Consider the following 25,623-nt stretch of genomic DNA (forward strand, 5'->3'; position numbering starts at 1 on the left):
AAAAGGTTTAATGCAGGGATCAAATGATGCCCTGGCAATCGATTCCGACAATTTTATGCCCGAGCGGGTGTGCAAGTAAATTTTTCAGGCCAAAAATTTGCCCGAGGCGCCCGTTTTTTGGTGCCCCTCTCCTCTGCAGGCCGCGTATCGCGTGGCTTTCAGGATTTCCTTAGGCCTTGGTCTGATTGCGGCCTTATGTCGCACTGGGTGTGCTTGTTGGTGGTGTAATGAGAGTCATTAGCATTTGACTGGCGGTTAATTAGTCACTACACGGGAATTGCTCCGTAGAACTAAGAAACTGCTTGTACAAATACGTCCTAATCCTCCTAAGTTGCTCTCCGGATCACTTTCATATTTGCGACAAATCCTATTGTTTTTTTCCGCTCGGGCTCTTCCGATGTGAAAAAAACGCCGGCCATCGCTGGCCGGCCGAAAGTTTCGAGGGGGGATCAGAGTAACCGGCGGCCATCCTCGCGGGTGATGACCACGGTGGAGGAGCGCGGACGCTTGCCCGGGCCATCCGGCCAGGTGCTGAGCAGGTTGGTGCCCGTGGAGCCTTCGCCCGGATGCTGGATGTTGACGAACAGGGTGCGGAAGTCCGGCGTTGCACTGATGCCGGTCACCTCGGCGCCCAGCGGGCCGACCAGGAAGCGCTTCAGCTCGCCGCTGCGCGGATCGGCCACCAGCATCTGGTTGTTGCCGAAGGGGCCGGCGCTCAGTTGGTTGCCGCTCATGTCGGTCTGGATCCAGAGGCGGCCTTCGTCGTCGAACCAGAGGCCGTCGGGGCTGGCGAGGATGTTCTGGGCGGTGAGGGCCTGGCCGTTGGGGGCGCGGCTGTCGCCTTCCGGGCCGGCGAGCAGGAAGATGTTCCAGTCGAAACGCTGGCCGGCATGGTCGCGGCTGTTTTCGCGCCAGCGGATGATGTGGCCGTAGGCGTTGGCCGGGCGCGGGTTGGCGGCGTCGGCGGTGGTGCGTGCGGTGTTGTTGGTGAGGGTGAAGTAGACCTCGCCGTTGTCCGGGTTCACCGCGCCCCATTCAGGGCGGTCCATACGGGTGGCGCCGACGATGTCGGCGGCCAGGCGGGTATTGATCAGCACCTCGCCCTGGTCGGCGAAACTGACACCTGCGGCCTGGCAGGCCTTGAGGAAGTTTCTGTCGTCGAGGTCCAGGGCCAGCCAGTCGCCGCTGCCATCGGCATTGAAGCGCCCGACGTAGAGGGTGCCTTCGTCCAGCAGGCGGCCGTTGGCCTGGCCGGGGCGGTACTTGTCGCGGCTGACGTACTTGTAGATGTACTCGTTCTGCGAGTCATCGCCGGAATAGCAGACCACCGGGCGGCCCGGTTTCACCGGGGCGAAGATCAGGCCTTCGTGGGCAAAGCGGCCGAGGGCGGTGTGCTTGACCGGGGTGGAGTCCGGGTCGAAGGGGTCGATTTCGACTATCCAGCCGAAGTGGTTGGGCTCGTTGCGGTAGTCGTCCTTGGCGTCGGCGGCCTTGCGGGTGGCATCGAAGCGTTCGAACTCGTCGCCGGCGAGGGTTTCCCAGCCGAAGCGGCTGGCGTTGCGCAGGCCATAGCGCTTGAGTTCGCGCGGCAGGTCCGCATCGCGGGTGGCGAAGTAGCCGGCCCAGTTCTCCTCGCAGGTGAGGTAGGTGCCCCAGGGGGTGAAGCCATTGGAGCAGTTGTTCTGGGTGCCGCGGGTGGCGGTACCTTGTGGGCTGTAGCGGGTCTGCAGCAGCTTGTGGCCGCGGGCCGGGCCGGTGATTTCCATGTGCGTCGCGGCGGTGATGCGGCGGTTGCGGCGGCTCGGCACCACTTCCCACTCGCCGCTTACATTGCGGCGGATCTCCACCACCGATACGCCGTGGGCGTTGATTTCCTTGCGTACTTCCTCGGCGCTGACGCGTTTGCCGTCCACCAGGGTCGCGCCGTTGGGATGCAGCAGCGGGGCGTCGATGTATTCATGGTTGAGCACCAGAAGGCCGTGCTCGGAGTTCTTGCCGGAACCGCGACGGGCATCGATGGGGAAGTAGTGCATGCCGTCATGGTGCATGCCGATCTGCTCGGCCTGGTCCTGGGCGCTGTTGCTGGCGTCGTCCAGGAAAGCCGGGTAGCGCCCGGTGATCGGGGTGCCCCAGGGAATGAAGGGGGTGGCCTTGTAGCCCGGCGGGACGGTGATGGTGTCGGCGCGGCCGGTGGGAATGGCTTCGAAGGGCAGGCGCGAGCGGGGCTTGAAGGAAAAGCCCTTGGCGTCGGCATCAGCCGCCAGCGCCTCGCCGGGAAGGGCTGCACCGAGGAAGGCGAGGGTGCTCATGGCAGCGCCGCCGATCAGCAGCTGACGGCGGTTGAGGCCGCCGACCAGGTCGTTGATATGCGGGTTGTTGGTGGTGTTGCTGGGCAGTTCGTCGCCGTTGCCAAAGAGCACGGCATTGTCGTTGTGTTGGTCCAAGGCGGGTCTCCACGCAGGCGAATCAACGGAGCCCTGACGCTAACCATTGAAAGCGACGGAACCGTGACAACGGCGTGTAGTTGCTGTTGCATGGGGAATGACGCGCGTCCGGCGGTGAATCATTGGCTGGCAAGGGCCTGGTCCTTCTGGCTGATGGCGAAGATCAGCGCGCCGCCTTGCAGTTGCCGGATCACCTGGTTGCGGTCGGCGTTGGACAGCACCAGGCAACCGTAGCTGCGCCCGGGTACGCCGTGGCGGCGGATGAAGTCATCCTCCATGTAGGCGTTGGCATGGATGACGATGGCGCGCTCCTCGGCATTGCTGTTGCTCGGGCTGAGGCCGACGAGGCGCATGGAGCGGCCGTGACCGGGCTCCTCGCTGTCGAACACCTCGGAGGTACGGAACAGGCCAAGGGAGGAGGCACGGCTCCCGAAGGCGTTGGAGAAGTTGTCGGCGTGGCTGTCATGGTCCGGGTCCGAGCCCTTGCCATGGGCGACCCGGAAGCTGCCCAGCAAGGCGTGGCTACGGCTGTCGAAGAGGTAGAAGCGCGGCAGTGTGGAGGCGCGGCCGTAGTCGACCACGGCGAAGTGCGGATGTCGGCTGCTCTTCAGTTCTCCGAGCACCTCGTCCAGGGCGGGTTGGGCGACCAGCAGTTCGAGGTCGCCGGCACGCAGGGTCGGGGAAATGAGCAGCAGGATCAGCAGCAGGGTTCTTGGCACGGCCGGTTCTCCGGGAGGGGATTACCTTGTGATTCTAAGTCGGAGCGATGGGTATCGCTGTGCTCAACCCATCCTACACGGCTCCATCTCGCTGAGGGGAGGGGCGTAGGATGGGTTGAATTCGATGATACCCATCAGGCGCCTACAGGGCGCGCAAAGAAAAACCCCGGTGCAGGCACCGGGGTTCTCTGGCTCGCCATGTCCGGCCGATGCGTGGTCGGCTGGTGGCAGTTCCTCTTAGTGGAACTGGTTCATGGTGTTGTCTTTGCCGCTGGCCTTCAGAGCGGCTTCGCCAGCGAAGTACTCCTTGTGGTTGTCGCCGATGTCGGAACCCGCCATGTTCTGGTGCTTGACGCAGGCGATGCCCTGGCGCAGTTCCTGGCGCTGAACGCCCTTCACGTAGGCCAGCATGCCCTGGTCGGCGAAGTACCCTTTGGCCAGGTTGTCGGTGGACAGCGCGGCGGTGTGGTAGGTCGGCAGGGTGATCAGGTGGTGGAAGATGCCGGCCTGGGCCGAGCCGTCGCGCTGGAAGGTGCGGATCTTCTCGTCGGCGATCTGGGCCAGTTCGGTTTCGTCGTATTCCACGCTCATCAGGTTGGCGCGGTCGTAGGCGGAAACGTCCTTGCCTTCGGCGACGAACGCATCGAACACCTGCTGACGGAAGTTCAGGGTCCAGTTGAAGGACGGGCTGTTGTTGTACACCAGCTTGGCGTTCGGGATGACCTGGCGGATGCGGTCAACCATGCCCTTGATCTGGCCAACGTGGGGTTTCTCGGTCTCGATCCACAGCAGGTCGGCGCCGTTCTGCAGCGAGGTGATGCAGTCCAGGACGCAGCGGTCTTCGCCGGTGCCCTTGCGGAACTGGAACAGGTTGGAAGCCAGGCGCTTGGGACGCAGCAGCTTGCCGCCGCGGTTGATCACCACGTCGCCGTTCTGCAGTTCGGCGGCGGAGATTTCCTCGCAGTCCAGGAAGGAGTTGTACTGGTCGCCCAGGTCGCCCGGCTGGCGGGTAACGGCGATCTGCTTGGTCAGGCCGGCGCCCAGGGAGTCGGTACGGGCAACGATCACGCCATCGTCAACGCCCAGCTCGAGGAAGGCGTAGCGAACGGCGTTGATCTTGGCGAGGAAGTCTTCGTGGGGAACGGTCACTTTGCCGTCCTGGTGGCCGCACTGCTTCTCGTCGGATACCTGGTTCTCGATCTGGATGCAGCAGGCACCGGCTTCGATCATCTTCTTGGCCAGCAGGTAGGTGGCTTCGGCGTTGCCGAAACCGGCGTCGATGTCGGCGATGATCGGTACTACGTGGGTTTCGTAGTTGTCGACCTGAGCCTGGATTTCAGCTTCCTTGGCCTTGTCGCCGGCGGCGCGGGCGGCGTCCAGGGCGGTGAACAGCAGGTCCAGTTCACGGGCGTCGGCCTGGCGCAGGAAGGTGTAGAGCTCTTCGATCAGGCCGGAAACGGCGGTCTTCTCGTGCATGGACTGGTCGGGCAGCGGGCCGAAGTCGGAACGCAGGGCAGCGACCATCCAGCCGGACAGGTAGAGGTAGCGCTTGTTGGTGGTCTTCAGGTGCTTCTTGATGGAGATCAGCTTCTGCTGACCGATGAAGCCGTGCCAGCAGCCCAGGGACTGGGTGTAGACGGAGGAGTCGGCGTCGTACTCGGCCATGTCCTTGCGCATGATGGCCGCGGTGTACTTGGCGATATCCAGACCGGTCTTGAAGCGGTTCTGGGCGCGCATGCGGGCAACCGACTCGGGGTTGATAGCGCTCCAGCTGTTACCGTTCACTTCTTTCAGTGCGGCAATGGCCTTGATGTCGTTCTGATAAGCGGACATGGTCAATCCTTCAAAGTGTGTATTGGTTGAGCACCGACTTTCCCACTCAACAACCTGCGTTCTGAAGGTTATTGCGGGTTGCTCACCGCAGCGCGTCGAAGGGTCGACTGGAGGAGATGGAGCCAAGGGCAGAGGGGGGACGATTTGCAGACTCTCGCGGAGATCGTCGGGTGGTTTTGCGCTCTTCGATCGCTTGCCGGTTCGTGGTAACCGATGGGCGATTCGCCGGGCACTGCCTCCGATCTTGCGGTTGTTGCGGGCGCTTCCCCGTCCCTCAGGACAACTTCGTTCCAGTCGCAACCTCGTCGCACTGCCTTGTGGGCTGTCGCAACACGGATCGGCTCGGCTGGTTGGCTGGGAGCGCGGTCCGAAGGCCCTTTTCAGGGCCCCTGGCTAGCGGGAGCGAGGCCATCATGCTCTTCGAACATGTGTTCGTCAAACGTTTTGTAGTGTTTTTTTTGGACTACTACATAAGACTTTAGGAGGAGACCGGCTGGTCAGAAAATACGCGATCAGTCGACCGCGTCGACCTTGAGGCGCAGGGTCATGTCTTCACGGCCCTGGGTGGTGCGGTGGCGCAGGAAGCCGCTCTGCTCCGACAGATTGTCCTGGTTCACGGCGCCGATGGTGATCCATTCGCCGAGGCGGCCACTGACCTTGGTGTCGGTGCTCTGCACGTCGATCACGCCGGGCCGGGCGCTGTTCAGGCGGTCGCGATTGCTGGCGATGCTGACGTGCACCAGTTCGCCGCTGAGGGTGGCGGTGACATAGAAGCCGCGGGTGACGTTGCGATACTCGGTGTTGCTGTAGAGCTCGCCGTAGGGGCCGCTGCTGGTAGTGGTGATGGGCACGCTCTGACCCACCTGGATCAGTGCCGGGTAGCCCTCGGTGGTCTGCACCTGCTGCACGCCGCTGCCGCGGCTGTCCGTGCTGCGGCGGATGATGCGCACCTGGTCGCGGCCGCGCACTTCGCCGCGGCCCGCCTCGACTTCGACGCCGCCGACGCTGGCCGAACCGTTGACCGCATAGCCGCGGTCGCTCTGGAAATTGCTGTCGCTGGTGTCGACGCTGATCAGCAGCCGCCGCGGACGGGTGTCGAGCTGGTCGAGCAGGCTGCGCAACTCGGTGATCTTCGCCGGTTCGGCGTTGACGATGAGCTGGTTGCCATAGGCGCTGACGCGCCCCGCGTTGCCAAGCACCGACTGCGCCATGGGCAGCAGCTCTTCCGCGCTGCGATAGCGCAGCTGGATGAGTTCCGTGGCGGCTTGCAGGGGTACGCAGAGCAGCAGCAGGAAGCTGGCGAGCAGGGCGCGTGGGCTCATAGCAGGAAGCTCCGCAGGTCGGGGTCGGTGATGCTGAGGTCCCAGGCCTGGTCGAAGCGGGTTTGCTGCAGCCGGGTCCTTCCGGGGTCGTTGTACAGGGCGTAGCCGGCGAACTGGTCGGGTTCGGGGCGCACCAGCAGGCCGCGGTCGTCGGCGATGAGATAGGCCAGGTCTTCCGAGGGATGGTCGGGGTTGATCCGGCGGATCTGGAAATTGCTGGAAATGCGCCGGCTCAGGTTGAAGAGGCGGTGGCCTTCCTTCACGGCACGGCTCAGGTCGCGCACCAGGATGCGCAGCTGGCATTTCGGGTCGCTGATCAGCAGCCGGGTGCAGGCTTGCTGGATGGCGCTGTTGTGGTAGAGCCAGGGCTCCAGGTCGGGGCTGTACAGGCACAGGCTGCGGCGTGCCTGCTGCATCAGCGCCAGGGCGTGGGCGCGGGCCTGTTCCGGCGTGCTGAAGCGCTCCAGGTGATCGTGGCTGCCCAGGATGAAGGGGGCCGGCTCCCAGCCAGGCGCTTCGCCCTGGGCGGGGCCGGGATTGTGAACGCTGAAGCGCCCCGGCGACTGGAATTCGATTGCCGGCAGTTCGACGTCGTTCTCAGCGGGGTCCGGGGCGTTCTCGTTCATCTCTGCCTCTACTGGCTTTCGCGCACCATGTCCACGTGGGGGATGCCAGCCTCGAGGAACTCGCTGCTGACGACCTTGAAGCCGTGACGCTCGTAGAACGCGGTGGCATGGACCTGGGCGGAAAGCATCTGACGCTTCAGGCCACGACGCTCGGCTTCGGCGATGGCTGCCTGCAGAAGCCGGTCGCCGACCTTAAGTCCACGCCAGTCCTTGAGTACCGAAACGCGCCCGATGTGGCCGTCAGGCAGCAGGCGGGCGGTGCCGATAGCATAGTCCTGCTCGAAGGCGAGAAAGTGCACGGCGTCCGCATCTTCGGTGTCCCACTCCAATTCCGGTGCGACGGACTGCTCGGCGATGAATACGGTTTCGCGGATACGTCGCAGGTCGGCATTGTCCTTCTGCCAGTCGGCAATACGGACATGTATCTCACTCATCGGCAAACTCCAGGCTCCCTTGCTTGACCAGTTCCAGGAGAAGCTTACGCCCCTCGTCATCGGCCAGCCATTGGCCGAGATTCTCCCGGTGCAGTGCGTCGGCGGCGCAGAGCAGCTTCAGCAGCTCGCGCAGGTCGCCCGGCAGCAGGCGGCTCTGGCCGCTGGCGAAGAGCACCAGGCCGATATCCACTTCGGACCAGGCCAGGCGGGCGCTGGGGTTGCGCACCAGCACGGCGCCGTCCTCGATGGCGGCGAGGAAGTCGTCTTCTTCCACCTCGGCGCCGGCTACCAGTTCGGGGTAGCGCGGCTCGGTCATGAACTGGCCGAACCAGGTCAGCAGCAGGCGCTCATCGCTCATGTGCTCATTGAGCAGCGCCTTGAGGCGGTCCAGGGCGTCGCGCTGGATCTCGTGGGGATCGCTGGCCGGGGCGGTGCCGGCGTCGCTGTAGCGTTCCTCGTCCGGCAGGAACTGGGCGAGAAAATCGGTGAAGTGGGTCAGCACTTCGGCGGCGCTGGGGGCGCGGAAACCGACGGAGTAGGTCATGCAGTCGTCTTCGGCGATGCCGAAATGGGCCAGGCGCGGCGGCAGGTAGAGCATGTCGCCGGGCTCCAGGACCCATTCGTCGGTCTGCTGGAAGTCGGCGAGGATGCGCAGGTCGGCGTGGGGCAGGAGCGCGCTTTCGGCGTCGCACATCTGGCCGATCTTCCAGCGGCGGCGGCCATGGCCTTGCAGGAGGAAGACGTCGTAGTTGTCGAAGTGCGGGCCAACGCCGCCGCCCGGCGCGGCGAAGCTGATCATCACGTCGTCGATGCGCCAGCTGGGCAGGAAGCGGAACTGCTCCAGCAGTTCGGCGACTTCCGGGACGAACTGGTCGACCGCCTGGACCAGCAGGGTCCAGTCGCGCTCGGGCAGGTTCTGGTAGGTGTCTTCGGCGAAGGGGCCGCGACGCAGTTCCCAGGGGCGCTCGCCGTGTTCGAGCACCAGGCGCGATTCGACTTCCTCTTCCAGGGACAGGCCCGCCAGCTCATCGGGCGAGATGGGGCTTTCGAAATCGGGGATGGCCTGGCGAATCAGGAGCGGCTTCTTCTGCCAGTAATCACGCAGGAATTCGCGCGCGGTAAGGCCGCCCAGAAGTTGAAGAGGAATATCAGGATTCATATCTAAGCCTTTGAAATAAAAACGCCCGGCACAGCCGGGCGTGCACTGGTTCAAAACCGGTCAGATGCGCTTGGCCTGGGCTACGGCATTACCGATGTAGCTGGCGGGGGTGAGCTTGCGCAGTTCGGCCTTGGCCTCGGCCGGGATGTCCAGGCCATCGATGAAGGTCTGCAGGGCTTCAGGGCTGATGCCTTTGCCGCGGGTCAGTTCCTTGAGCTTCTCGTACGGATTCTCGATCGCGTAGCGGCGCATCACGGTCTGGATCGGCTCGGCAAGGACTTCCCAGCAGGCGTCCAGATCTTCAGCAATACGCTGAGCATTCAGCTCCAACTTACTGATTCCCTTGAGGGTTGCCTCGTAGGCGATGACGCTGTGGGCGAAGCCGACACCCAGATTGCGCAGCACGGTGGAGTCGGTCAGGTCGCGCTGCCAGCGGGAGATCGGCAGCTTGCTGGCCAGGTGCTGGAACAGCGCGTTGGCGATACCCAGGTTGCCTTCGGAGTTCTCGAAGTCGATCGGGTTGACCTTGTGCGGCATGGTGGACGAGCCGATCTCGCCGGCAATGGTCTTCTGCTTGAAGTAGCCGAGGGAGATGTAGCCCCAGACGTCGCGGTCGAAGTCGATCAGGATGGTGTTGAAGCGGGCGATGGCGTCGAACAGCTCGGCGATGTAGTCGTGCGGCTCGATCTGGGTGGTGTAGGGGTTCCAGGCCAGGCCCAGGTCGCCTTCGATGAATTCGCGGGCGTTGGCTTCCCAGTCGACTTCCGGGTAGGCGGACAGGTGGGCGTTGTAGTTGCCCACGGCGCCGTTGATCTTGCCCAGCAGCGGTACGGCCGCGACCTGGGCGATCTGGCGCTCGAGGCGGTAGACCACGTTGGCCATTTCCTTGCCCAGGGTGGTGGGCGAGGCCGGCTGGCCGTGGGTGCGGGACAGCATCGGCACGTCGGCGAAGCGCACGGCCAGGTCGCGGATCGCGTCGGCCAGCTGGCGCATCAGCGGCAGCACGACCTGGTCGCGGCCTTCGCGCAGCATCAGGGCGTGGGACAGGTTGTTGATGTCCTCGCTGGTGCAGGCGAAGTGGATGAATTCGCTGACCTTGGCCAGCTCCGGCAGCTTGGCGGCCTGCTCCTTGAGCAGGTATTCCACGGCCTTGACGTCGTGGTTGGTGGTGCGCTCGATTTCCTTGATGCGCTCGGCGTGCTCCAGCTGGAAGTCTTCGGCCAGCTTGTCGAGCAGGGCATTGGCTTCGGCGGAGAAGGGCGCGACTTCCGGGATGCCGGCGTGGGCGGCAAGGCGCTGCAACCAGCGGACCTCTACCTGGACGCGGCAACGGATCAGGCCGTATTCGCTGAAGATCGGGCGCAGGGCGCTGGTTTTGCCGGCGTAGCGGCCGTCTACGGGGGAAACCGCGGTGAGCGAGGAAAGCTGCATGAGGGCGTTCTCGGACAATCGGTCAACGAAAAGGGGCGCACATCATACACGTATTTCGTCTCGCTCGCCGCTTTCGCGCCATGGCCGTTCGACGCATGGCGCGATGGGGTCAGCCGCGCAGGAGGGGGTAGAGTTCGTTGAGCAGCTTGCGGCGGCTGAACAGCAGCTGCCAGCGGTTGCCGCCCAACTGGCGCCAGAGGCGCGCGGCACGGATGCCTGTGAGGAGCAGGGCGCGGATCTTGGCGGCATTGCTCGACTGCTGCAGGTGGCGCATGTCGCCGTGTACCTGGATGCGCTGGCGGAAGGTGCTGAGGGTGTCCTGGTAGAGGCTGGCGCAGGCGGCGATGACGTTGTCGTGCACCAGACCGAAGTGCTGCACCTGCTGCTGGATCTGGTCCAGGCGGGTGCCGATGATCTCCAGCATATCGCCGCGCTTGGCCAGCTGGCGCTCCAGGGTGAGCAGGGCGAGGGCGTAGCGCAAGGGCTCGCGCTGCAGGCTGGAGGGTTCGCGCTCCAGGGCGCTGGCCAGGGCCTTGTAGCCGTCGCGCAGATTGATGTCGTCGCCGCCGTAGACCTCCAGGGTGTCCTTCGGGTCACGCACCAGCAGGCTGCCGAGCATGCAGCCCAGCGGCGGCTCGCTGATCTGCCCGGTCTTGGCGATGCGGTCCACCAGGGCGGCGGCTTCGAAGACGGCGCCGAGGGCGACCAGTTGTTCGCGGGTCTGGTTCATGGGCGCTGCACTCCGGCATCCCAGGGCTCGGCGCTTTCGATCACGCCGCCGCCGAGGCAGATTTCGCCGTCGTAGAACACCACGGACTGGCCGGGCGTGACTGCGCGCTGCGCCTCGTCGAACACCGCGACATAGCCGTCGGCGGTCTTTTCCAGGATGCAGGGCTGGTCGCTCTGGCGGTAGCGCACCTTGGCCTTGAGACGGCGCGGCTGGGCGAGGTCGATGGGGTTGACCCAATAGATCTCGGAGGCCTTCAGCGAGCGGGAGAACAACCAGGGGTTCTCATTGCCCTGGCCGACGATCAGCACGTTGCGCGCAAGGTCCTTGGCCAGCACGTACCAGGGGTCGTCGGTCGCGTCTTTCATGCCGCCGATGCCCAGGCCCTGGCGCTGGCCGATGGTGTGGTACATCAGGCCGTGGTGACGGCCGATGACTTCGCCTTCGGTGGTCTCGATATCGCCGGGCTGGGCGGGCAGGTACTGCTTGAGGAAGTCGGTGAAGCGGCGTTCGCCGATGAAGCAGATGCCGGTGGAGTCCTTCTTGCGGGCGGTGGCCAGGCCGTGTTTCTCGGCGATGGCGCGTACTTCCGGCTTCTCCAGTTCGCCCACCGGGAACAGGGTGCGGGCGATCTGCTCGCCGCCGACGGCGTGGAGGAAGTAGCTCTGGTCCTTGTTCGGGTCCAGGCCCTTGAGCAGCTCGGTGCGGCCCTCGATGTCGCGGCGGCGCACGTAGTGGCCGGTGGCGATCAGGTCGGCGCCCAGGGACAGGGCGTAGTCGAGGAAGGCTTTGAACTTGATCTCGCGGTTGCAGAGAATGTCCGGGTTCGGCGTGCGGCCGGCCTTGTATTCGGCGAGGAAGTGCTCGAACACGTGGTCCCAGTACTCCGCGGCGAAGTTGGCGGTGTGCAGCTTGATGCCGATGCGGTCGCAGACGGCCTGGGCATCGGCCAGGTCCACCTTGGCGGTGCAGTATTCGGTGCCGTCGTCCTCGTCCCAGTTCTTCATGAACAGTCCTTCCACCTGGTAGCCCTGCTCGAGGAGCAGGAGGGCGGAAACCGAGGAGTCGACGCCGCCGGACATGCCGACTATGACGCGGGTATTGGCTGGATCACGCATGGGAATCTGCACTGGCTGTTAAGCAAAAGCGGAATTCTATCAGGCCGGGCGGTGATCAGGCGACGCGGATCAGGCTGAGGGGGAAGCGCTCGCCTGCCAGGTAGTCGTCGATGCAGCGCAGGACCAGGTGGCTGCGCCAGCGGTCCTTCTCGGCCAACAGTTCGTCGCGGGTCAGCCAGCGCGGACCGATGATGCCGTCGTCCAGTGGCCGCTCGGGATGGTGGCGCAGTGGGCGGGCGGCGAAGCAGACGCGCTGGTAGGTCACGCCGTTGCTCGGCGCCGTATAGAGGTAGATGCCGGTGACGGCGGTGAGTTCGACTTCCCAGCCGGTTTCCTCGAGGGTTTCGCGCAGGGCGGCCTGGAGCAGGGTTTCGTCGGCCTCGAGGTGGCCGGCCGGCTGGTTGAACACGGCGCGGCCACCGGCTTCTTCTTCGACCAGCAGGAAGCGGCCCTGGTCTTCGACTACGGTCGCGACTGTGATGTGGGGTTGCCAGGTCATCGGGAAGGCTCCGGAAAAGGGGCGACATTAAGGCGTGGGTGGCGAAAAAAGAAAACCCCGGGCGAGCCCGGGGTTTTCTTGGTCCATTACGCCGATCAGGCCAGCAGGCCGTCGATGGCGGCGTTCAGGGTGGCGCTGGGGCGCATTACCTGGCTGGTCAGCTCGGGGTTGGAGCGGTAGTAGCCGCCGATGTCCGCGGCCTTGCCCTGGACGCTGTTCAGTTCGGCGACGATGGTCGCTTCCTGCTCGGTCAGGGTCTTGGCCAGCGGAGCGAAGTGGGCCTTCAGTTCGGCGTCTTCGTCCTGGGCGGCCAGGGCCTGGGCCCAGTACAGCGCCAGGTAGAAGTGGCTGCCGCGGTTGTCGATTTCGCCAACCTTGCGCGACGGCGACTTGTTGTTGTCCAGCAGCTTGCCGGTGGCTTCGTCCAGGGTCTTGCCCAGCAGCTTGGCCTTGGCGTTGCCGGCCTTGATGCCGGTTTCTTCCAGGGATACGGCCAGGGCCAGGAACTCGCCCAGGGAATCCCAACGCAGGTAGTTCTCTTCAACCAGCTGCTGCACGTGCTTCGGAGCCGAACCGCCGGCGCCGGTCTCGTACATGCCGCCGCCCGCCATCAGCGGAACGATGGAGAGCATCTTGGCCGAGGTGCCCAGTTCCATGATGGGGAACAGGTCGGTCAGGTAGTCGCGCAGGACGTTGCCGGTCACCGAGATGGTGTCCAGGCCACGGATCTGGCGCTCCATGCTGGTACGGATGGCTTCGTTGTAGCCCTTGATGCTGATGTCCAGGCCGGTCAGGTCGTGGTCCTGCAGGTACAGTTCGACCTTCTTCTGCAGTTCGCGGTCGTGGGCGCGCTCCGGGTCCAGCCAGAAGATGGCCGGGGTGTTGGACAAGCGGGCGCGGGTAACGGCCAGCTTGACCCAGTCACGGATCGGGGCGTCCTTGGTCTGGCAGGCGCGCCAGATGTCGCCGGCTTCGACTTCGTGCTGCATCAGCACGGTGCCATCGGCGGCCACCACGCGCATGGTGCCGTCGGCGGTCATTTCGAAGGTCTTGTCGTGGGAGCCGTATTCCTCGGCCTTTTGCGCCATCAGGCCGACGTTCGGCACGCTGCCCATGGTGGTCGGGTCGAAGGCGCCGTTGGTCTTGCAGAAGTTGATCATCTCCTGGTAGATGCGGGCGTAGGTGCTCTCCGGCATCACCGCCTTGGTGTCCTTCTGCTTGCCGTCCTTGCCCCACATCTGGCCGGAGTTGCGGATCATCGCCGGCATGGAGGCGTCGACGATCACGTCGCTCGGGATGTGCAGGTTGGTGATGCCCTTCACGGAGTCGACCATCGCCATTTCCGGGCGGTGGCTGTACACCTCGTGGATGTCGTGGAGGATCTCTTCCTGCTGGGACGCCGGCAGCACCTTGATCTTGTCGTAGACGCTGCTGATGCCGTTGTTCGGGTTGACGCCCAGTTCCTTGAACAGTTCGCCGTACTTGTCGAACACGTCCTTGTAGTAAACGCTGACCGCGTGGCCGAAGACGATCGGGTGGGAGACCTTCATCATGGTCGCCTTGACGTGCAGGGACCACATGACGCCGCTTTCCTTGCAGTCCTGCAGGGTCTTCTCGAAGAAGGCGCGCAGTTTGTTGCAGCTCATGAACATGCTGTCCAGGACTTCGCCGTCCAGCAGGGAAAGCTGCTTCTTGACCTCGACCTTGCCGTCCTTGCCGACGAACTCGATGCGCACGTCACCGGCCTTGGCCATGGTGATGGACTGCTCGCTGGAGAAGAAGTCGCCGCCGCGCATGTAGTCGGCGTGGGAGCGGGAGGCCATGCTCCACTTGCCCATGGAGTGCGGGTGCTTGCGGGCGTACGCCTTGACGGCGGCCGGGGCGCGGCGGTCGGAGTTGCCTTCACGCAGGACCGGGTTCACGGCGCTGCCCAGGACCTTGGCGTAGCGGGCGCGGGTGTCTTTCTCTTCGTCGGTCTGCGGATCTTCCGGGAAGTCCGGGACGTCGTAGCCCAGGGCCTGGAGTTCGGCGATGGCGCCTTTCAGCTGCGGCACGGAGGCGCTGATGTTCGGCAGCTTGACAATGTTGGCGTCGGGCGAAGTGGCCAGATTGGCCAGGTAGGCCAGGTCGTCTTCGATGCGTTTGTCGGCTGCGAGCTTGTCAGCGAAGGAGGCCAGGATGCGTCCTGCAAGAGAGATGTCGCGGGTTTCGACGTCGATGCCCGCCGAGGCGGCGAAGGCTTTGACGATGGGGAGGAGCGAGTAGGTGGCGAGCGCGGGGGCTTCGTCGGTGAAGGTGTAGGTGATCTTCGGACGGTTGGACATTAACGTTTAACTCTCTTCTTTTCTGGGCGCGCACAGACTCTCGAAGCGCACTGGTAGACGCATTCGCTCAATGTCGACGTTGAGCTCAGCCGAGAATTGCCGCGGGGGTAATGGAGCGCCAGTAGAGCGTTGTACGACTGAACCATGGTGGTGGCCCGGCCGCTGCGAGGACAGTGAGTCTGGTCCCAGACTGCTCGACCCCGATGACTGTCAAGTCACGGCGCGCAGTATACCACTCCTTTGGGTGGGGCGACGCAGACCTGTGTTTTCGACTAAGGAAGATATGGTCGATCACCGAATAACTGGAGTAGGCTGACGAGCTGCAAGAGCGTTCTCAACCACAACACGGAGCTCAGCATGGGATACCAAAAGATCCAGGTGCCGGCAGTCGGTGACAAAATCACCGTCAATGCAGATATGTCCCTGAAGGTACCGAACAACCCGATCATCCCCTTCATCGAAGGCGACGGCATCGGCGTCGACATCAGTCCGGTCATGATCAAGGTGGTGGATGCCGCGGTCGCCAAGGCCTATGGCAGCGATCGCAAGATTTCCTGGATGGAGGTCTACGCCGGCGAGAAGGCCACCCAGGTCTATGACCAGGACACCTGGCTGCCGAAAGAAACCCTGGAAGCCGTTCGCGACTACGTCGTCTCCATCAAGGGCCCCCTGACCACGCCGGTCGGCGGCGGTATCCGTTCCCTGAACGTGGCCTTGCGCCAGGAGCTGGACCTCTATGTCTGCCAGCGCCCGGTGCGCTGGTTCGAAGGCGTGCCGAGCCCGGTGAAGAAGCCCGGTGACGTGGACATGGTGATCTTCCGCGAGAACTCCGAAGACATCTACGCCGGCGTCGAGTGGAAGGCCGGCAGCCCCGAGGCCGAGAAGATCATCAAGTTCCTCACCGAGGAAATGGGCGTCAAGAAGATCCGCTTCACCGAGAACTGCGGCATCGGCATCAAGCCGGTTTCCCAGGACGGCACCAAGCGCCTGGTGCGCAAGGCCCTGCAGTACGCCGTGGACAACGATCGCAGCTCCGTGACCATCGTCCACAAGGGCAACATCATGAAGTTCACCGAAGGTGCCTTCAAGGAGTGGGGCTACGAAGTCGCCCGCGACGAGTTCGGTGCCGAGTTGCTGGACGGTGGCCCGTGGATGCAGTTCAAGAACCCGCGGACCGGCAAGAGCATCGTGGTCAAGGATGTGATCGCCGACGCCATGCTGCAGCAGATCCTGCTGCGTCCGGCCGAGTACGACGTGATCGCCACCCTGAACCTCAACGGTGATTACCTCTCCGACGCCCTGGCGGCCGAGGTTGGCGGTATCGGTATCGCCCCCGGTGCCAACCTGTCCGACACCGTCGCCATGTTCGAAGCCACCCATGGCACCGCGCCGAAGTACGCCGGCCAGGACAAGGTGAACCCGGGCTCGGTCATCCTCTCCGCCGAGATGATGCTGCGCCATATGGGCTGGACCGAAGCTGCCGACCTGATCATCAAGGGCACCAACGGCGCCATCGCCGCGAAGACCGTGACCTACGACTTCGAGCGCCTGATGGACGGCGCCAAGCTGCTGTCCTGCTCCGAGTTCGGTGACGCCATCATCGCGCACATGTGAGTCTGAAGGCAGACACAAAAAGGCCGGTCATCTGACCGGCCTTTTTCATGCCCAAATATTGCAAGGGCTCAAATTTCTACTGTGCTGCCCTGGGGTTGGCTGATGGCGACGGGTGCTTCGGTGGTGGCCGTGACCGGGCGAATATTCACGGCATGCAGCCCTTTCGGGCCCTGGATGATATCGAAGCTTACCGGCTGTCCAGCCTTTAGCGTCTTGTAGCCGTCCATCTGGATGGCCGAGTAGTGGGCGAACAGGTCCTCATCTCGGCCTTCGGCAAGGATGAATCCATAGCCTTTGGCGTTGTTGAACCACTTGACCTTACCGCTAAGCATGCTGATATCCCTCTGCAAAGGACTCCATCACTGGAGTATCATCCACTTCGACTCCACGCCCTGAAGGCCACCTTGGCCACGCGCGTGGAACCCCTGATACCCGAAGACGGGTATCCACTGGTTGTAACACCGTTTTGCCGTTAGTCAAGGCGATGCCCGCATCGCCTGAGAAACGGATCAAAGTCTTCCCAAAGGCCGTTTTTCATTCATCCATGACCTTTATTTCCAGCATGCATGCAAGCAGCCAGATTCGACTAACATTCAATCAGGACGGTCCGCAGCATCATGAGGACGACTCCACCGGCCTGGCGGTGCAGGAGGCCAAGCCGGCCTTGCAGGCGCCACCTATGTATAAGGTGGTGATGTTTAACGATGACTACACCCCTATGGATTTCGTGGTCGAGGTGCTCGAGTCGTTCTTCGGTATGAACCGGGAGCTCGCCACCAAGATCATGCTGACCGTGCATACGGAGGGTCGGGCGGTTTGTGGCGTGTTCACTCGCGACATAGCCGAAACCAAGGCCATGCAGGTCAATCAATATGCGAGAGAGAGCCAGCATCCGCTGCTCTGTGAAATCGAGAAGGACGGTTAACGCCGCCGCTTGGGTATGAGGTGAAGCCATGTTGAACCGCGAGCTCGAAGTCACCCTCAATCTTGCTTTCAAGGAGGCCCGCGCCAAGCGTCACGAATTCATGACGGTCGAGCACCTGCTGCTCGCCCTGCTGGACAACGAAGCTGCCGCCACCGTATTGCGTGCCTGTGGCGCGAACATGGACAAGCTGCGGCATGACCTGCAGGAGTTCATCGACTCCACCACCCCGCTCATCCCGCAGCATGACGAAGATCGTGAAACCCAGCCGACGCTCGGCTTCCAGCGTGTCCTGCAGCGCGCGGTGTTCCATGTGCAGAGTTCCGGCAAGCGTGAAGTGACCGGTGCCAATGTGCTGGTAGCGATCTTCAGCGAGCAGGAAAGCCAGGCCGTGTTCCTGCTGAAGCAGCAGAGCGTGGCGCGCATCGACGTGGTCAACTACATCGCCCATGGCATTTCCAAGGTGCCGGGTCATGGTGAGCAGCATGATCACGAGCAGGAGATGCAGGACGAGGAGGGTGGCGAGGCCTCTGCCTCGGGCCACCCCCTGGACGCCTACGCCAGCAACCTGAACGAACTGGCCCGCCTGGGGCGCATCGACCCGCTGGTCGGCCGCGAGCCCGAAGTGGAGCGCGTCGCGCAGATCCTGGCCCGCCGCCGCAAGAACAATCCGCTGCTGGTGGGCGAGGCTGGCGTCGGCAAGACCGCCATCGCCGAGGGTCTGGCCAAGCGCATAGTCGACAACCAGGTTCCTGACCTGCTGGCCGACAGCGTGGTCTATTCCCTGGATCTCGGCGCCCTGCTGGCGGGCACCAAGTACCGTGGCGACTTCGAGAAGCGCTTCAAGGCGTTGCTCAACGAGCTGCGCAAGCGCCCGCACGCCATCCTGTTCATCGACGAGATCCACACCATCATCGGCGCCGGTGCGGCGTCTGGCGGGGTGATGGATGCCTCGAACCTGCTCAAGCCGCTGCTGTCGTCCGGCGAGATCCGCTGCATCGGCTCCACCACCTTCCAGGAATTCCGCGGCATCTTCGAGAAGGATCGCGCCCTGGCGCGGCGCTTCCAGAAGGTCGACGTCACCGAGCCTTCGGTGGAAGACACCGTGGGCATCCTCAAGGGGCTCAAGGCGCGCTTCGAGCAGCATCACCATATCGAGTACAGCGACGAGGCGTTGCGTGCCGCGGCTGAGCTGGCGGCTCGCTACATCAATGACCGGCATATGCCCGACAAGGCGATCGACGTGATCGACGAGGCGGGTGCGTACCAGCGTCTGCAGCCGGAGGAAAAGCGTGCCAAGCGTATCGAGGTGGCTCAGGTCGAGGACATAGTCGCCAAGATCGCGCGTATTCCGCCGAAGCACGTGACCAGTTCCGACAAGGAGCTGCTGCGTAACCTGGAGCGCGACCTGAAGCTGACGGTGTTCGGCCAGGACGCCGCGATCGATTCCCTGTCGACCGCGATCAAGTTGTCCCGCGCCGGTCTGAAGTCGCCGGACAAGCCTGTGGGTTCCTTCCTCTTCGCGGGTCCGACCGGTGTCGGCAAGACCGAGGTGGCGCGCCAGTTGGCCAAGGCCATGGGTATCGAGCTGGTGCGCTTCGACATGTCCGAGTACATGGAGCGGCATACCGTCTCGCGCCTGATTGGTGCGCCTCCGGGCTATGTCGGCTTCGACCAGGGCGGCCTGCTGACCGAGGCCATCACCAAGATGCCGCACTGCGTCCTGTTGCTGGATGAGATCGAGAAGGCCCATCCGGAAGTCTTCAACCTGCTGCTGCAGGTGATGGACCACGGCACCCTGACCGACAATAACGGCCGCAAGGCGGACTTCCGCAACGTGATCCTGATCATGACCACCAATGCGGGGGCTGAGACTGCTGCGCGTCCGTCGATCGGTTTCACCCTCCAGGATCACTCCTCGGACGCCATGGAGGTCATTCGCAAGAGCTTCACGCCGGAGTTTCGCAACCGCCTGGACACCATCATCCAGTTCGGTCGCCTGAGTCACGAAGTGATCAAGAGCGTCGTCGACAAGTTCCTCACCGAACTGCAGGCGCAGCTGGAAGACAAGCGTGTGCAGCTGGTGGTCAGCGACGAGGCTCGTGGCTGGCTGGCCGAGCGCGGTTATGACGCGCAGATGGGGGCTCGTCCCATGGCACGGCTGATCCAGGACAAGATCAAGCGGCCGCTGGCGGAGGAGATCCTGTTCGGTGAACTGGCCGAGCACGGTGGTGTGGTGCACGTGGACGTCAAGGATGAGGAGCTCAGCTTCGAGTTCGAGACCACGGCGGAGATGGCCTGAGGGTCGGAAACGAAAAAGCCCGGCGATTGCCGGGCTTTTTCTTGGCTATACGATCAGCGGGCGCGGTAGGTGATGCGGCCCTTGCTCAGGTCGTACGGCGTCAGCTCGACGCGGACCTTGTCGCCGGTGAGGATGCGGATGTAGTTCTTGCGCATCTTGCCGGAAATGTGCGCGGTGACGACGTGCCCATTTTCCAACTCCACACGGAACATGGTGTTGGGCAGGGTGTCGATGACAGTGCCTTCCATTTCGAAGCTGTCTTCTTTCGACATGCAGTAAAGCCCTCGGTATTCAAAGATGAGCCCTGCCGCAGGGGCGGTGGGCAAAAACGGCGTGCATTGTGCCCGAAAACTGCACCGCTCGCCAAGGGCTTCAGCTGAGAGTCACCCAACGCTGGTTGACGAACAGCTCGATCGGCCGGTACTGGGTCTTGTAATTCATCTTCCGGCAGTTCTTGATCCAGTAGCCGAGATAGACGGCCTGAAGGCCCAGGCGGGCGGTTTCGCCGATCTGCCAGAGGATGGCGTAACGGCCGAGGCTGCGCCGCTCCTCGTCCGGGTCGTAGAAGGTGTAGACCGCGGAAAGGCCGTTGGGCAGGACATCGGTGACCGCCACGGCCTTGAGCTCGCCGTTGAGGCGGAATTCGTAGAAGCGGGAGAAGGGCAGGTCGCGCACCAGGAAAGTGGAGAACTGGTCCCGGCTGGGTGGATACATGTCGCCATCGGAATGACGCTGCTCGATGTAGCGGACGTACAGTGCGTAGTACTCCTCGGTGAACGAGGGGTGTACCGCGGTGACGCTCAGGTCGGCGTTGCGCCTGAGGATGCGCTTCTGCTGGCGGTTGGGAATGAACTGGTCGGCAGGAATGCGCGCGGGTACGCATGCGTTGCATCGCTGGCAGTGGGGGCGGTACAGGTGATCGCCGCTTCGCCGGAAGCCCATTTCCGAGAGCTCGGCGTAAACCTCCACGTCCATCGGCTGGCTGGGGTCGAGGAACAGGGTGGTGGCCTGCTCCTCGGGCAGGTAACTGCATGGATGCGGTTGAGTGGCATAGAACTTGAGGCGAGCCAGCTCGGTCATGATCAACCCCCGGAGGAACCCTTCAGCAAGTGTATGTCAGCCTGCGGGGCTCGCCTAGGCGATCCAGTCGGCGTTGTTCGGCTGGTCGAGGTAGAGCTGCAGATAGCGGGAGAACTTCTCCCGGCTGATGGTGCGGGCGCCGAAGCTTTGCAGGTGCAGGGTGGGCATCTGGCAGTCGATCAGGACGAAACCCCATTGATGCAGGTGTCGAGCCAGGGTTGCGAAACCGACCTTGGAGGCGTTGTTGGCGCGGCTGAACATGGATTCGCCAAAGAAGAGCTGGCCCATGGCCAGTCCATAGAGGCCGCCGACCAGTTCGCCGTCCTTCCAGACCTCCACCGAATGGGCGACGCCGCGGCGATGCAGTTCGATATAGGCCGCCTGCATTTCGGTCGTGATCCAGGTGCCGTCGGTATACCCGCGCGGGCCGGCGCATCCTTCGATGACGGCCGGGAAGGCCCGGTCGAAGGTCACGCTGAAGCGTTCCTGGCGCAATAGCTTGGCCAGGCTGCGGGATACGTGGATTTCCTGTGGAGGCAGAACGGTGCGCGGGTCGGGGGACCACCAGAGGATCGGCTGGCCTTCCTGGTACCAGGGGAAGCAACCGTGGCGATAGGCCTGGATCAGGCGGTCCGGTGAAAGGTCGCCGCCGGCGGCGAGCAGGCCGTTGGGTTCGCGCAGGGCGCGCCCTAACGGGGGGAAGGCGAGGGAGTCGCGTTTGAGCCAGGTGAGCATGGAGGAGGGGAGGGCGGGCCGAAACCCGCCTTGCCTGTCAGTTGTCGTCGAGGAACTTCTCGGCGTCCAGCGCGGCCATGCAGCCGGCGCCCGCGGAGGTGATGGCCTGGCGATAGACGTGGTCGGCCACATCGCCGGCGGCGAAAACACCCTCGATGGCGGTGGCGGTGGCATTGCCTTCCGAGCCGCCCTGGATCAGCAGGTAGCCGTTGCGCATTTCCAGCTGGCCCTGGAACAGGTCGGTGTTCGGCTTGTGGCCGATGGCGATGAATACGCCGGCCAGCGCCAGTTCCTTGGTGCTGCCGTCGGTGGTGTTCACCAGGCGTGCACCGGTCACGCCACTGTTGTCACCGAGGACTTCGTCCAGGGTGTGGTTCCAGTGCAGGCGGATATTGCCGTTGGCGGCCTTCTCGAACAGCTTGTCCTGGAGGATCTTCTCGGCGCGCAGCTTGTCGCGGCGGTGGATCAGGTGGACTTCCTTGGCGATATTGGCCAGGTAGAGGGCCTCCTCGACTGCGGTATTGCCGCCGCCAACCACGCAGACCACCTGATTGCGATAGAAGAAACCGTCGCAGGTGGCACAGGCGGAAACGCCCTTGCCGGCGAAGGCTTCCTCGGACGGCAGGCCCAGGTACTGGGCGGAGGCGCCGGTGGCGATGATCAGTGCGTCGCAGCTGTAGGTGCCGCTGTCACCCTTGAGGATGAAGGGGCGCTTCTGCAACTCGGCGGTGTGGATGTGGTCGTAGACAATCTCGGTATCGAAGCGCTCGGCGTGCTTCTGCATGCGCTCCATCAGGACCGGGCCGGTGAGGCCTTCGACGTCGCCGGGCCAGTTGTCGACTTCAGTGGTGGTGGTCAACTGGCCGCCGGGCTGGATGCCGGTGATGACGGTCGGCTTGAGGTTGGCGCGGGCCGCGTACACCGCGGCGGCGTAACCTGCGGGGCCGGAACCCAGGATGATCAATCGGGAATGCTTGACTTCGCTCATAAAAAGGCTCCATAAGTCTTTGTCACGAAAGAGAATGCATGCTCCAATTGAGCATCACGCAAATCGTTGCCGGCTATGCTACACCGAAGCGCGAGACGTCGCCAAAACGCTGGAGCGACAATCCGTTGCCCGCATGGCGTCGCGCGGTCAAATCCGTACAATGGGCAACGTTCAGAATGGGCTGGAACCTGTGATGGCACACTGCCTGGCGGTTTTTCACCCTCGACCGACTCTTGAACGCGCCCCGGGCGCAGGAAAAGACGCGTTTTGAAGAATTCCACGACCAGAGCCCAGACACCTGTCTGGCGCCAGCAATTGCATTATCGCCTCAAGGAAGGTGCGTTGATCGCGCTGGGCGCCGTCTGCCTCTACCTGTGGATGGCGCTGCTCACCTACGATTCCTCCGATCCGGGCTGGACCCACACCAGCAATGTCGAGCAGGTGCAGAACTCCGCCGGCAGACTGGGTGCCTGGTTCGCCGATATCCTGTTCATGGCCCTGGGCTATTTCGCCTACATCTTCCCGCTGCTGCTGGCGATCAAGACCCTGCAGGTCTTCCGTCATCGCCACGAGCCCATCGACTGGAGCGGTTGGCTGTTCTCCTGGCGCCTGATCGGCCTGGTGTTCCTGGTGCTGTCCGGTGCGGCGCTGGCCGATATCCACTTCCAGGACCATGCCGGCCTGCCGGCCTCGGCCGGCGGCGCCCTGGGCGAAAGCCTCAGCCACCTGGCGGTCAATGCGCTCAACGTCCAGGGCAGCACGCTGCTGTTCTTCGCGCTCTTCCTCTTCGGCCTGACCGTGTTCACCGACCTGTCCTGGTTCAAGGTCATGGACCTGACCGGCAAGATCACCCTCGACCTCTTCGAGCTCATCCAGAATGCGGTGAACCGCTGGTGGAGCGCACGCCTGGAGCGCAAGCAACTGGTGGCCAAACTGCGAGAAGTGGACGTGCGAGTGAATGAGGTGGCGGCGCCGGTCGTGCCCGATCGCCGCGAGCAGGCCAAGGTCAAGGAGCGTCTGATCGAGCGCGAGGAGTCTCTCGCCAAGCACATGACCGAACGCGAGAAGCGTCCTGCGCCGGTCATCGCAGCACCGCCGCCGCCCAAGCCGGCCGAGTCGAGCAAGCGCGTGCAGAAGGAAAAGCAGGCTCCGTTGTTCATCGACACCGCGGTCGAAGGCACCCTGCCGCCGATTTCCATTCTCGATGTGGCCGAGAAGAAGCAGAAGAGTTTCTCTCCGGAGTCCCTGGAGGCCATGTCGCGCCTGCTGGAAATCAAGCTGAAGGAGTTCGGCGTCGAGGTATTGGTGGAATCGGTCCATCCAGGGCCGGTGATCACCCGCTTCGAAATCCAGCCGGCCGCCGGCGTGAAGGTCAGCCGCATCTCCAACCTGGCCAAGGACCTGGCGCGCTCCCTGGCGGTGATCAGCGTGCGCGTGGTGGAAGTCATCCCCGGCAAGACCACGGTCGGCATCGAGATTCCCAACGAGGACCGCCAGATCGTGCGCTTCTCCGAGGTGCTGTCCTCGTCCGAATACGACGAGGCCAAGTCGCCTGTGACCCTGGCCCTGGGCCATGACATCGGCGGCAAGCCGATCATCACCGACCTGGCGAAGATGCCGCACCTGCTGGTGGCAGGTACCACCGGCTCGGGTAAATCGGTGGGCGTGAACGCGATGATCCTGTCGATCCTGTTCAAGTCCACGCCGGAGCAGGCGCGGATGATCATGATCGACCCGAAGATGCTGGAGCTTTCCATCTACGAAGGCATCCCGCACCTGCTCTGCCCGGTGGTCACCGACATGAAGGAGGCGGCCAACGCCCTGCGCTGGAGCGTCGCCGAGATGGAACGGCGCTACAAGTTGATGGCCGCAATGGGCGTGCGCAACCTGGCGGGTTTCAACCGCAAGGTGAAGGACGCGGAGGAGGCGGGCACTCCGCTGACCGATCCGCTCTACCGCCGCGAGAGCATGGAAGACGAGGCGCCGCTGCTGAAGACCCTGCCCACCATCGTGGTGGTGGTCGACGAATTCGCCGACATGATGATGATCGTCGGCAAGAAGGTGGAAGAGCTGATCGCGCGTATCGCGCAGAAGGCCCGTGCCGCCGGTATCCACCTGATCCTCGCCACCCAGCGCCCCTCGGTGGACGTGATCACCGGCCTGATCAAGGCCAACATCCCGACCCGCATGGCGTTCCAGGTTTCCAGCAAGATCGACTCGCGCACCATCCTCGACCAGGGCGGCGCCGAGCAACTGCTGGGTCACGGTGACATGCTCTACCTGCCCCCCGGCACCGGCCTGCCGATCCGCGTCCACGGCGCCTTCGTCTCGGACGATGAGGTGCATCGCGTGGTGGAAGCCTGGAAGCTGCGCGGCGCCCCCGACTATATCGAGGACATCCTGGCCGGCGTGGAAGAGGGTGGCGGTGGCTTCTCCGGCGGTGGCGAGGGTGGTGAAGGCGGCGGCGAAGGCAGCGAAGACGATCCGCTCTATGACGAGGCCGTGCGCTTCGTCGTCGAAAGCCGCCGCGCTTCGATCTCCGCCGTGCAGCGCAAGCTGAAGATCGGCTACAACCGTGCCGCACGGATGATCGAGGCGATGGAAATGGCCGGGGTGGTGAGCCCCATGAACGGCAACGGGTCGCGCGAGGTGATCGCGCCGGCACCGGTGCGAGACTGATCCGAAACGGATTCTTGAAGAGGATTTCCATGCGACTGATCCGCATGCTGATGGTGGCCGTACTCGGCCTGGCTGCAATGCAGGTCCAGGCCGACGACAAGCTGGCCATCAACCGCCTGACCGAAATGCTGAACAAGGCCCAGACCATTACCGGCCGCTTTTCCCAATTGACCCTGGATGGCTCTGGCACCCAGCTGCAGGAAACCTCTGGCGAGCTGTCGCTGAAACGCCCGGGATTGTTCCGTTGGCACACCGATGCGCCCATGGAGCAGCTGCTGGTTTCCAATGGCGACAAGGTCTGGCTCTACGACCCGGACCTGCAGCAGGTGACCATCCAGACCCTGGACCAGCGCCTGACCCATACCCCGGCGCTGCTGCTGTCCGGCGACGTCTCGAAGATCAGCGAGAACTTCGAGATCACCCACAAGGAAGGCGGCGACGTGGTGGACTTCATCCTCAAGCCCAAGGCCAAGGACACCCTGTTCGATACCCTGCGCCTGTCTTTCCGCAATGGCGTGATCAACGACATGCAGCTGATCGACAGTGTCGGCCAGCGCACCAACATCCTCTTCCTCGGGGTCAAGATGAACCAGGCGATCGACACCGCGCAGTTCAACTTCAAGATCCCGGAAGGCGCCGACGTCATCCAGGAATAAGCCGTAACGCC

Annotated in this window: 23 protein-coding genes; 6 read left to right on the top strand and 17 right to left on the bottom strand. The window is 63.6% G+C overall.

Annotated features, from left to right (window positions below):
• Window positions 1–449: 449 nt before the first annotated feature.
• The 12 genes from ACFPU0_RS03375 to ACFPU0_RS03430 all read right to left on the bottom strand — a co-directional run bounded on the left by ACFPU0_RS03375 (window position 450) and on the right by ACFPU0_RS03430 (window position 14,636).
• The gene (locus tag ACFPU0_RS03375; RefSeq protein WP_377691372.1) at window positions 450–2,444 is read right to left on the bottom strand and encodes a PhoX family protein; all 1,995 of its coding nucleotides are present in this window, start codon (window positions 2,442–2,444) and stop codon (window positions 450–452) included.
• A gap of 119 nt (window positions 2,445–2,563) precedes the next feature.
• On the bottom strand, window positions 2,564–3,163 hold the full coding sequence (locus tag ACFPU0_RS03380; RefSeq protein WP_377691373.1) for a murein L,D-transpeptidase catalytic domain-containing protein: 600 nt from the start codon (window positions 3,161–3,163) through the stop codon (window positions 2,564–2,566).
• 237 nt (window positions 3,164–3,400) lie between these two features.
• Window positions 3,401–4,996, bottom strand: a complete 1,596-nt coding sequence (locus tag ACFPU0_RS03385) for an isocitrate lyase (protein WP_377691374.1) — start codon at window positions 4,994–4,996, stop codon at window positions 3,401–3,403.
• 512 nt (window positions 4,997–5,508) lie between these two features.
• Window positions 5,509–6,318 carry a secretin N-terminal domain-containing protein gene (locus ACFPU0_RS03390; RefSeq protein WP_377691375.1) on the bottom strand — a complete coding sequence of 270 codons (810 nt, stop codon included), beginning with the start codon at window positions 6,316–6,318 and terminating at the stop codon, window positions 5,509–5,511.
• Window positions 6,315–6,944: a histone acetyltransferase HPA2 gene (locus ACFPU0_RS03395; protein ID WP_377691376.1), complete on the bottom strand. Its 630-nt coding sequence runs from the start codon at window positions 6,942–6,944 to the stop codon at window positions 6,315–6,317. The genes ACFPU0_RS03390 and ACFPU0_RS03395 overlap by 4 nt, the downstream gene beginning before the upstream one ends.
• Before the next feature lie 8 nt (window positions 6,945–6,952).
• Window positions 6,953–7,378 carry a GNAT family N-acetyltransferase gene (locus ACFPU0_RS03400; RefSeq protein ID WP_377691377.1) on the bottom strand — a complete coding sequence of 142 codons (426 nt, stop codon included), beginning with the start codon at window positions 7,376–7,378 and terminating at the stop codon, window positions 6,953–6,955.
• Window positions 7,371–8,537, bottom strand: coding sequence for a JmjC domain-containing protein (locus tag ACFPU0_RS03405; RefSeq protein ID WP_377691378.1), 1,167 nt, complete (start codon window positions 8,535–8,537; stop codon window positions 7,371–7,373). The genes ACFPU0_RS03400 and ACFPU0_RS03405 overlap by 8 nt, the downstream gene beginning before the upstream one ends.
• Window positions 8,538–8,597: 60 nt before the next feature.
• Window positions 8,598–9,968: an adenylosuccinate lyase gene (gene purB / locus ACFPU0_RS03410; RefSeq protein WP_377691379.1), complete on the bottom strand. Its 1,371-nt coding sequence runs from the start codon at window positions 9,966–9,968 to the stop codon at window positions 8,598–8,600.
• Window positions 9,969–10,077: 109 nt separating this feature from the next.
• Window positions 10,078–10,698 (bottom strand): high frequency lysogenization protein HflD, encoded by a 621-nt coding sequence (gene hflD, locus ACFPU0_RS03415; protein WP_377691380.1) that lies wholly within the window; start codon window positions 10,696–10,698, stop codon window positions 10,078–10,080.
• A complete protein-coding gene (gene mnmA / locus ACFPU0_RS03420; RefSeq protein WP_377691381.1) occupies window positions 10,695–11,813 on the bottom strand; it encodes a tRNA 2-thiouridine(34) synthase MnmA in 1,119 nt (372 codons plus the stop codon). The genes hflD and mnmA overlap by 4 nt, the downstream gene beginning before the upstream one ends.
• 55 nt (window positions 11,814–11,868) lie before the next feature.
• Window positions 11,869–12,312: an NUDIX hydrolase gene (locus ACFPU0_RS03425; protein WP_377691382.1), complete on the bottom strand. Its 444-nt coding sequence runs from the start codon at window positions 12,310–12,312 to the stop codon at window positions 11,869–11,871.
• A 95-nt stretch (window positions 12,313–12,407) separates the two neighbouring features.
• Window positions 12,408–14,636 (bottom strand): NADP-dependent isocitrate dehydrogenase, encoded by a 2,229-nt coding sequence (locus tag ACFPU0_RS03430; RefSeq protein ID WP_377691383.1) that lies wholly within the window; start codon window positions 14,634–14,636, stop codon window positions 12,408–12,410.
• Window positions 14,637–14,993: 357 nt separating this feature from the next.
• Here ACFPU0_RS03430 and icd point away from each other — a divergent pair, with 357 nt between their 5' ends.
• The gene (icd, locus tag ACFPU0_RS03435) at window positions 14,994–16,250 is read left to right on the top strand and encodes an NADP-dependent isocitrate dehydrogenase (RefSeq protein WP_377691384.1); all 1,257 of its coding nucleotides are present in this window, start codon (window positions 14,994–14,996) and stop codon (window positions 16,248–16,250) included.
• 68 nt (window positions 16,251–16,318) lie between these two features.
• Here icd and cspD read toward each other — a convergent pair whose 3' ends face one another.
• Window positions 16,319–16,582, bottom strand: coding sequence for a cold shock domain-containing protein CspD (cspD, locus tag ACFPU0_RS03440; protein WP_377691385.1), 264 nt, complete (start codon window positions 16,580–16,582; stop codon window positions 16,319–16,321).
• A gap of 230 nt (window positions 16,583–16,812) precedes the next feature.
• Between cspD and clpS the strand changes: the two genes are divergently transcribed.
• Together clpS and clpA are read left to right on the top strand one after the other, a co-directional pair.
• Window positions 16,813–17,175 (top strand): ATP-dependent Clp protease adapter ClpS, encoded by a 363-nt coding sequence (gene clpS / locus ACFPU0_RS03445; RefSeq protein ID WP_377691424.1) that lies wholly within the window; start codon window positions 16,813–16,815, stop codon window positions 17,173–17,175.
• Between the two features lie 28 nt (window positions 17,176–17,203).
• Window positions 17,204–19,474, top strand: coding sequence for an ATP-dependent Clp protease ATP-binding subunit ClpA (clpA, locus tag ACFPU0_RS03450; protein ID WP_377691386.1), 2,271 nt, complete (start codon window positions 17,204–17,206; stop codon window positions 19,472–19,474).
• 53 nt (window positions 19,475–19,527) lie between these two features.
• On the opposite strand, the gene infA is transcribed toward clpA, so the two are convergent.
• The 4 genes from infA to trxB all read right to left on the bottom strand — a co-directional run bounded on the left by infA (window position 19,528) and on the right by trxB (window position 22,277).
• Window positions 19,528–19,746, bottom strand: coding sequence for a translation initiation factor IF-1 (gene infA, locus ACFPU0_RS03455; RefSeq protein ID WP_016492441.1), 219 nt, complete (start codon window positions 19,744–19,746; stop codon window positions 19,528–19,530).
• 100 nt (window positions 19,747–19,846) lie between these two features.
• Window positions 19,847–20,554: an arginyltransferase gene (locus tag ACFPU0_RS03460; RefSeq protein ID WP_377691387.1), complete on the bottom strand. Its 708-nt coding sequence runs from the start codon at window positions 20,552–20,554 to the stop codon at window positions 19,847–19,849.
• Window positions 20,555–20,608: 54 nt separating this feature from the next.
• On the bottom strand, window positions 20,609–21,289 hold the full coding sequence (aat, locus tag ACFPU0_RS03465; RefSeq protein WP_377691388.1) for a leucyl/phenylalanyl-tRNA--protein transferase: 681 nt from the start codon (window positions 21,287–21,289) through the stop codon (window positions 20,609–20,611).
• 37 nt (window positions 21,290–21,326) lie between these two features.
• Window positions 21,327–22,277 carry a thioredoxin-disulfide reductase gene (gene trxB, locus ACFPU0_RS03470; RefSeq protein ID WP_377691389.1) on the bottom strand — a complete coding sequence of 317 codons (951 nt, stop codon included), beginning with the start codon at window positions 22,275–22,277 and terminating at the stop codon, window positions 21,327–21,329.
• A 38-nt stretch (window positions 22,278–22,315) separates the two neighbouring features.
• Between trxB and ACFPU0_RS03475 the strand changes: the two genes are divergently transcribed.
• The 3 genes from ACFPU0_RS03475 to lolA all read left to right on the top strand — a co-directional run bounded on the left by ACFPU0_RS03475 (window position 22,316) and on the right by lolA (window position 25,612).
• Complete coding sequence (locus ACFPU0_RS03475; RefSeq protein WP_377691390.1) at window positions 22,316–22,471, top strand: hypothetical protein; 156 nt, start codon at window positions 22,316–22,318, stop codon at window positions 22,469–22,471.
• Between the two features lie 73 nt (window positions 22,472–22,544).
• On the top strand, window positions 22,545–24,956 hold the full coding sequence (gene ftsK / locus ACFPU0_RS03480) for a DNA translocase FtsK (protein ID WP_377691391.1): 2,412 nt from the start codon (window positions 22,545–22,547) through the stop codon (window positions 24,954–24,956).
• A gap of 29 nt (window positions 24,957–24,985) precedes the next feature.
• Window positions 24,986–25,612 (top strand): outer membrane lipoprotein chaperone LolA, encoded by a 627-nt coding sequence (gene lolA / locus ACFPU0_RS03485; RefSeq protein ID WP_377691392.1) that lies wholly within the window; start codon window positions 24,986–24,988, stop codon window positions 25,610–25,612.
• Window positions 25,613–25,623: the final 11 nt, after the last annotated feature.

This window comes from Pseudomonas sp. GCM10022186 (genome assembly GCF_042656385.1).
In the GTDB taxonomy this organism is placed as follows: domain Bacteria; phylum Pseudomonadota; class Gammaproteobacteria; order Pseudomonadales; family Pseudomonadaceae; genus Metapseudomonas.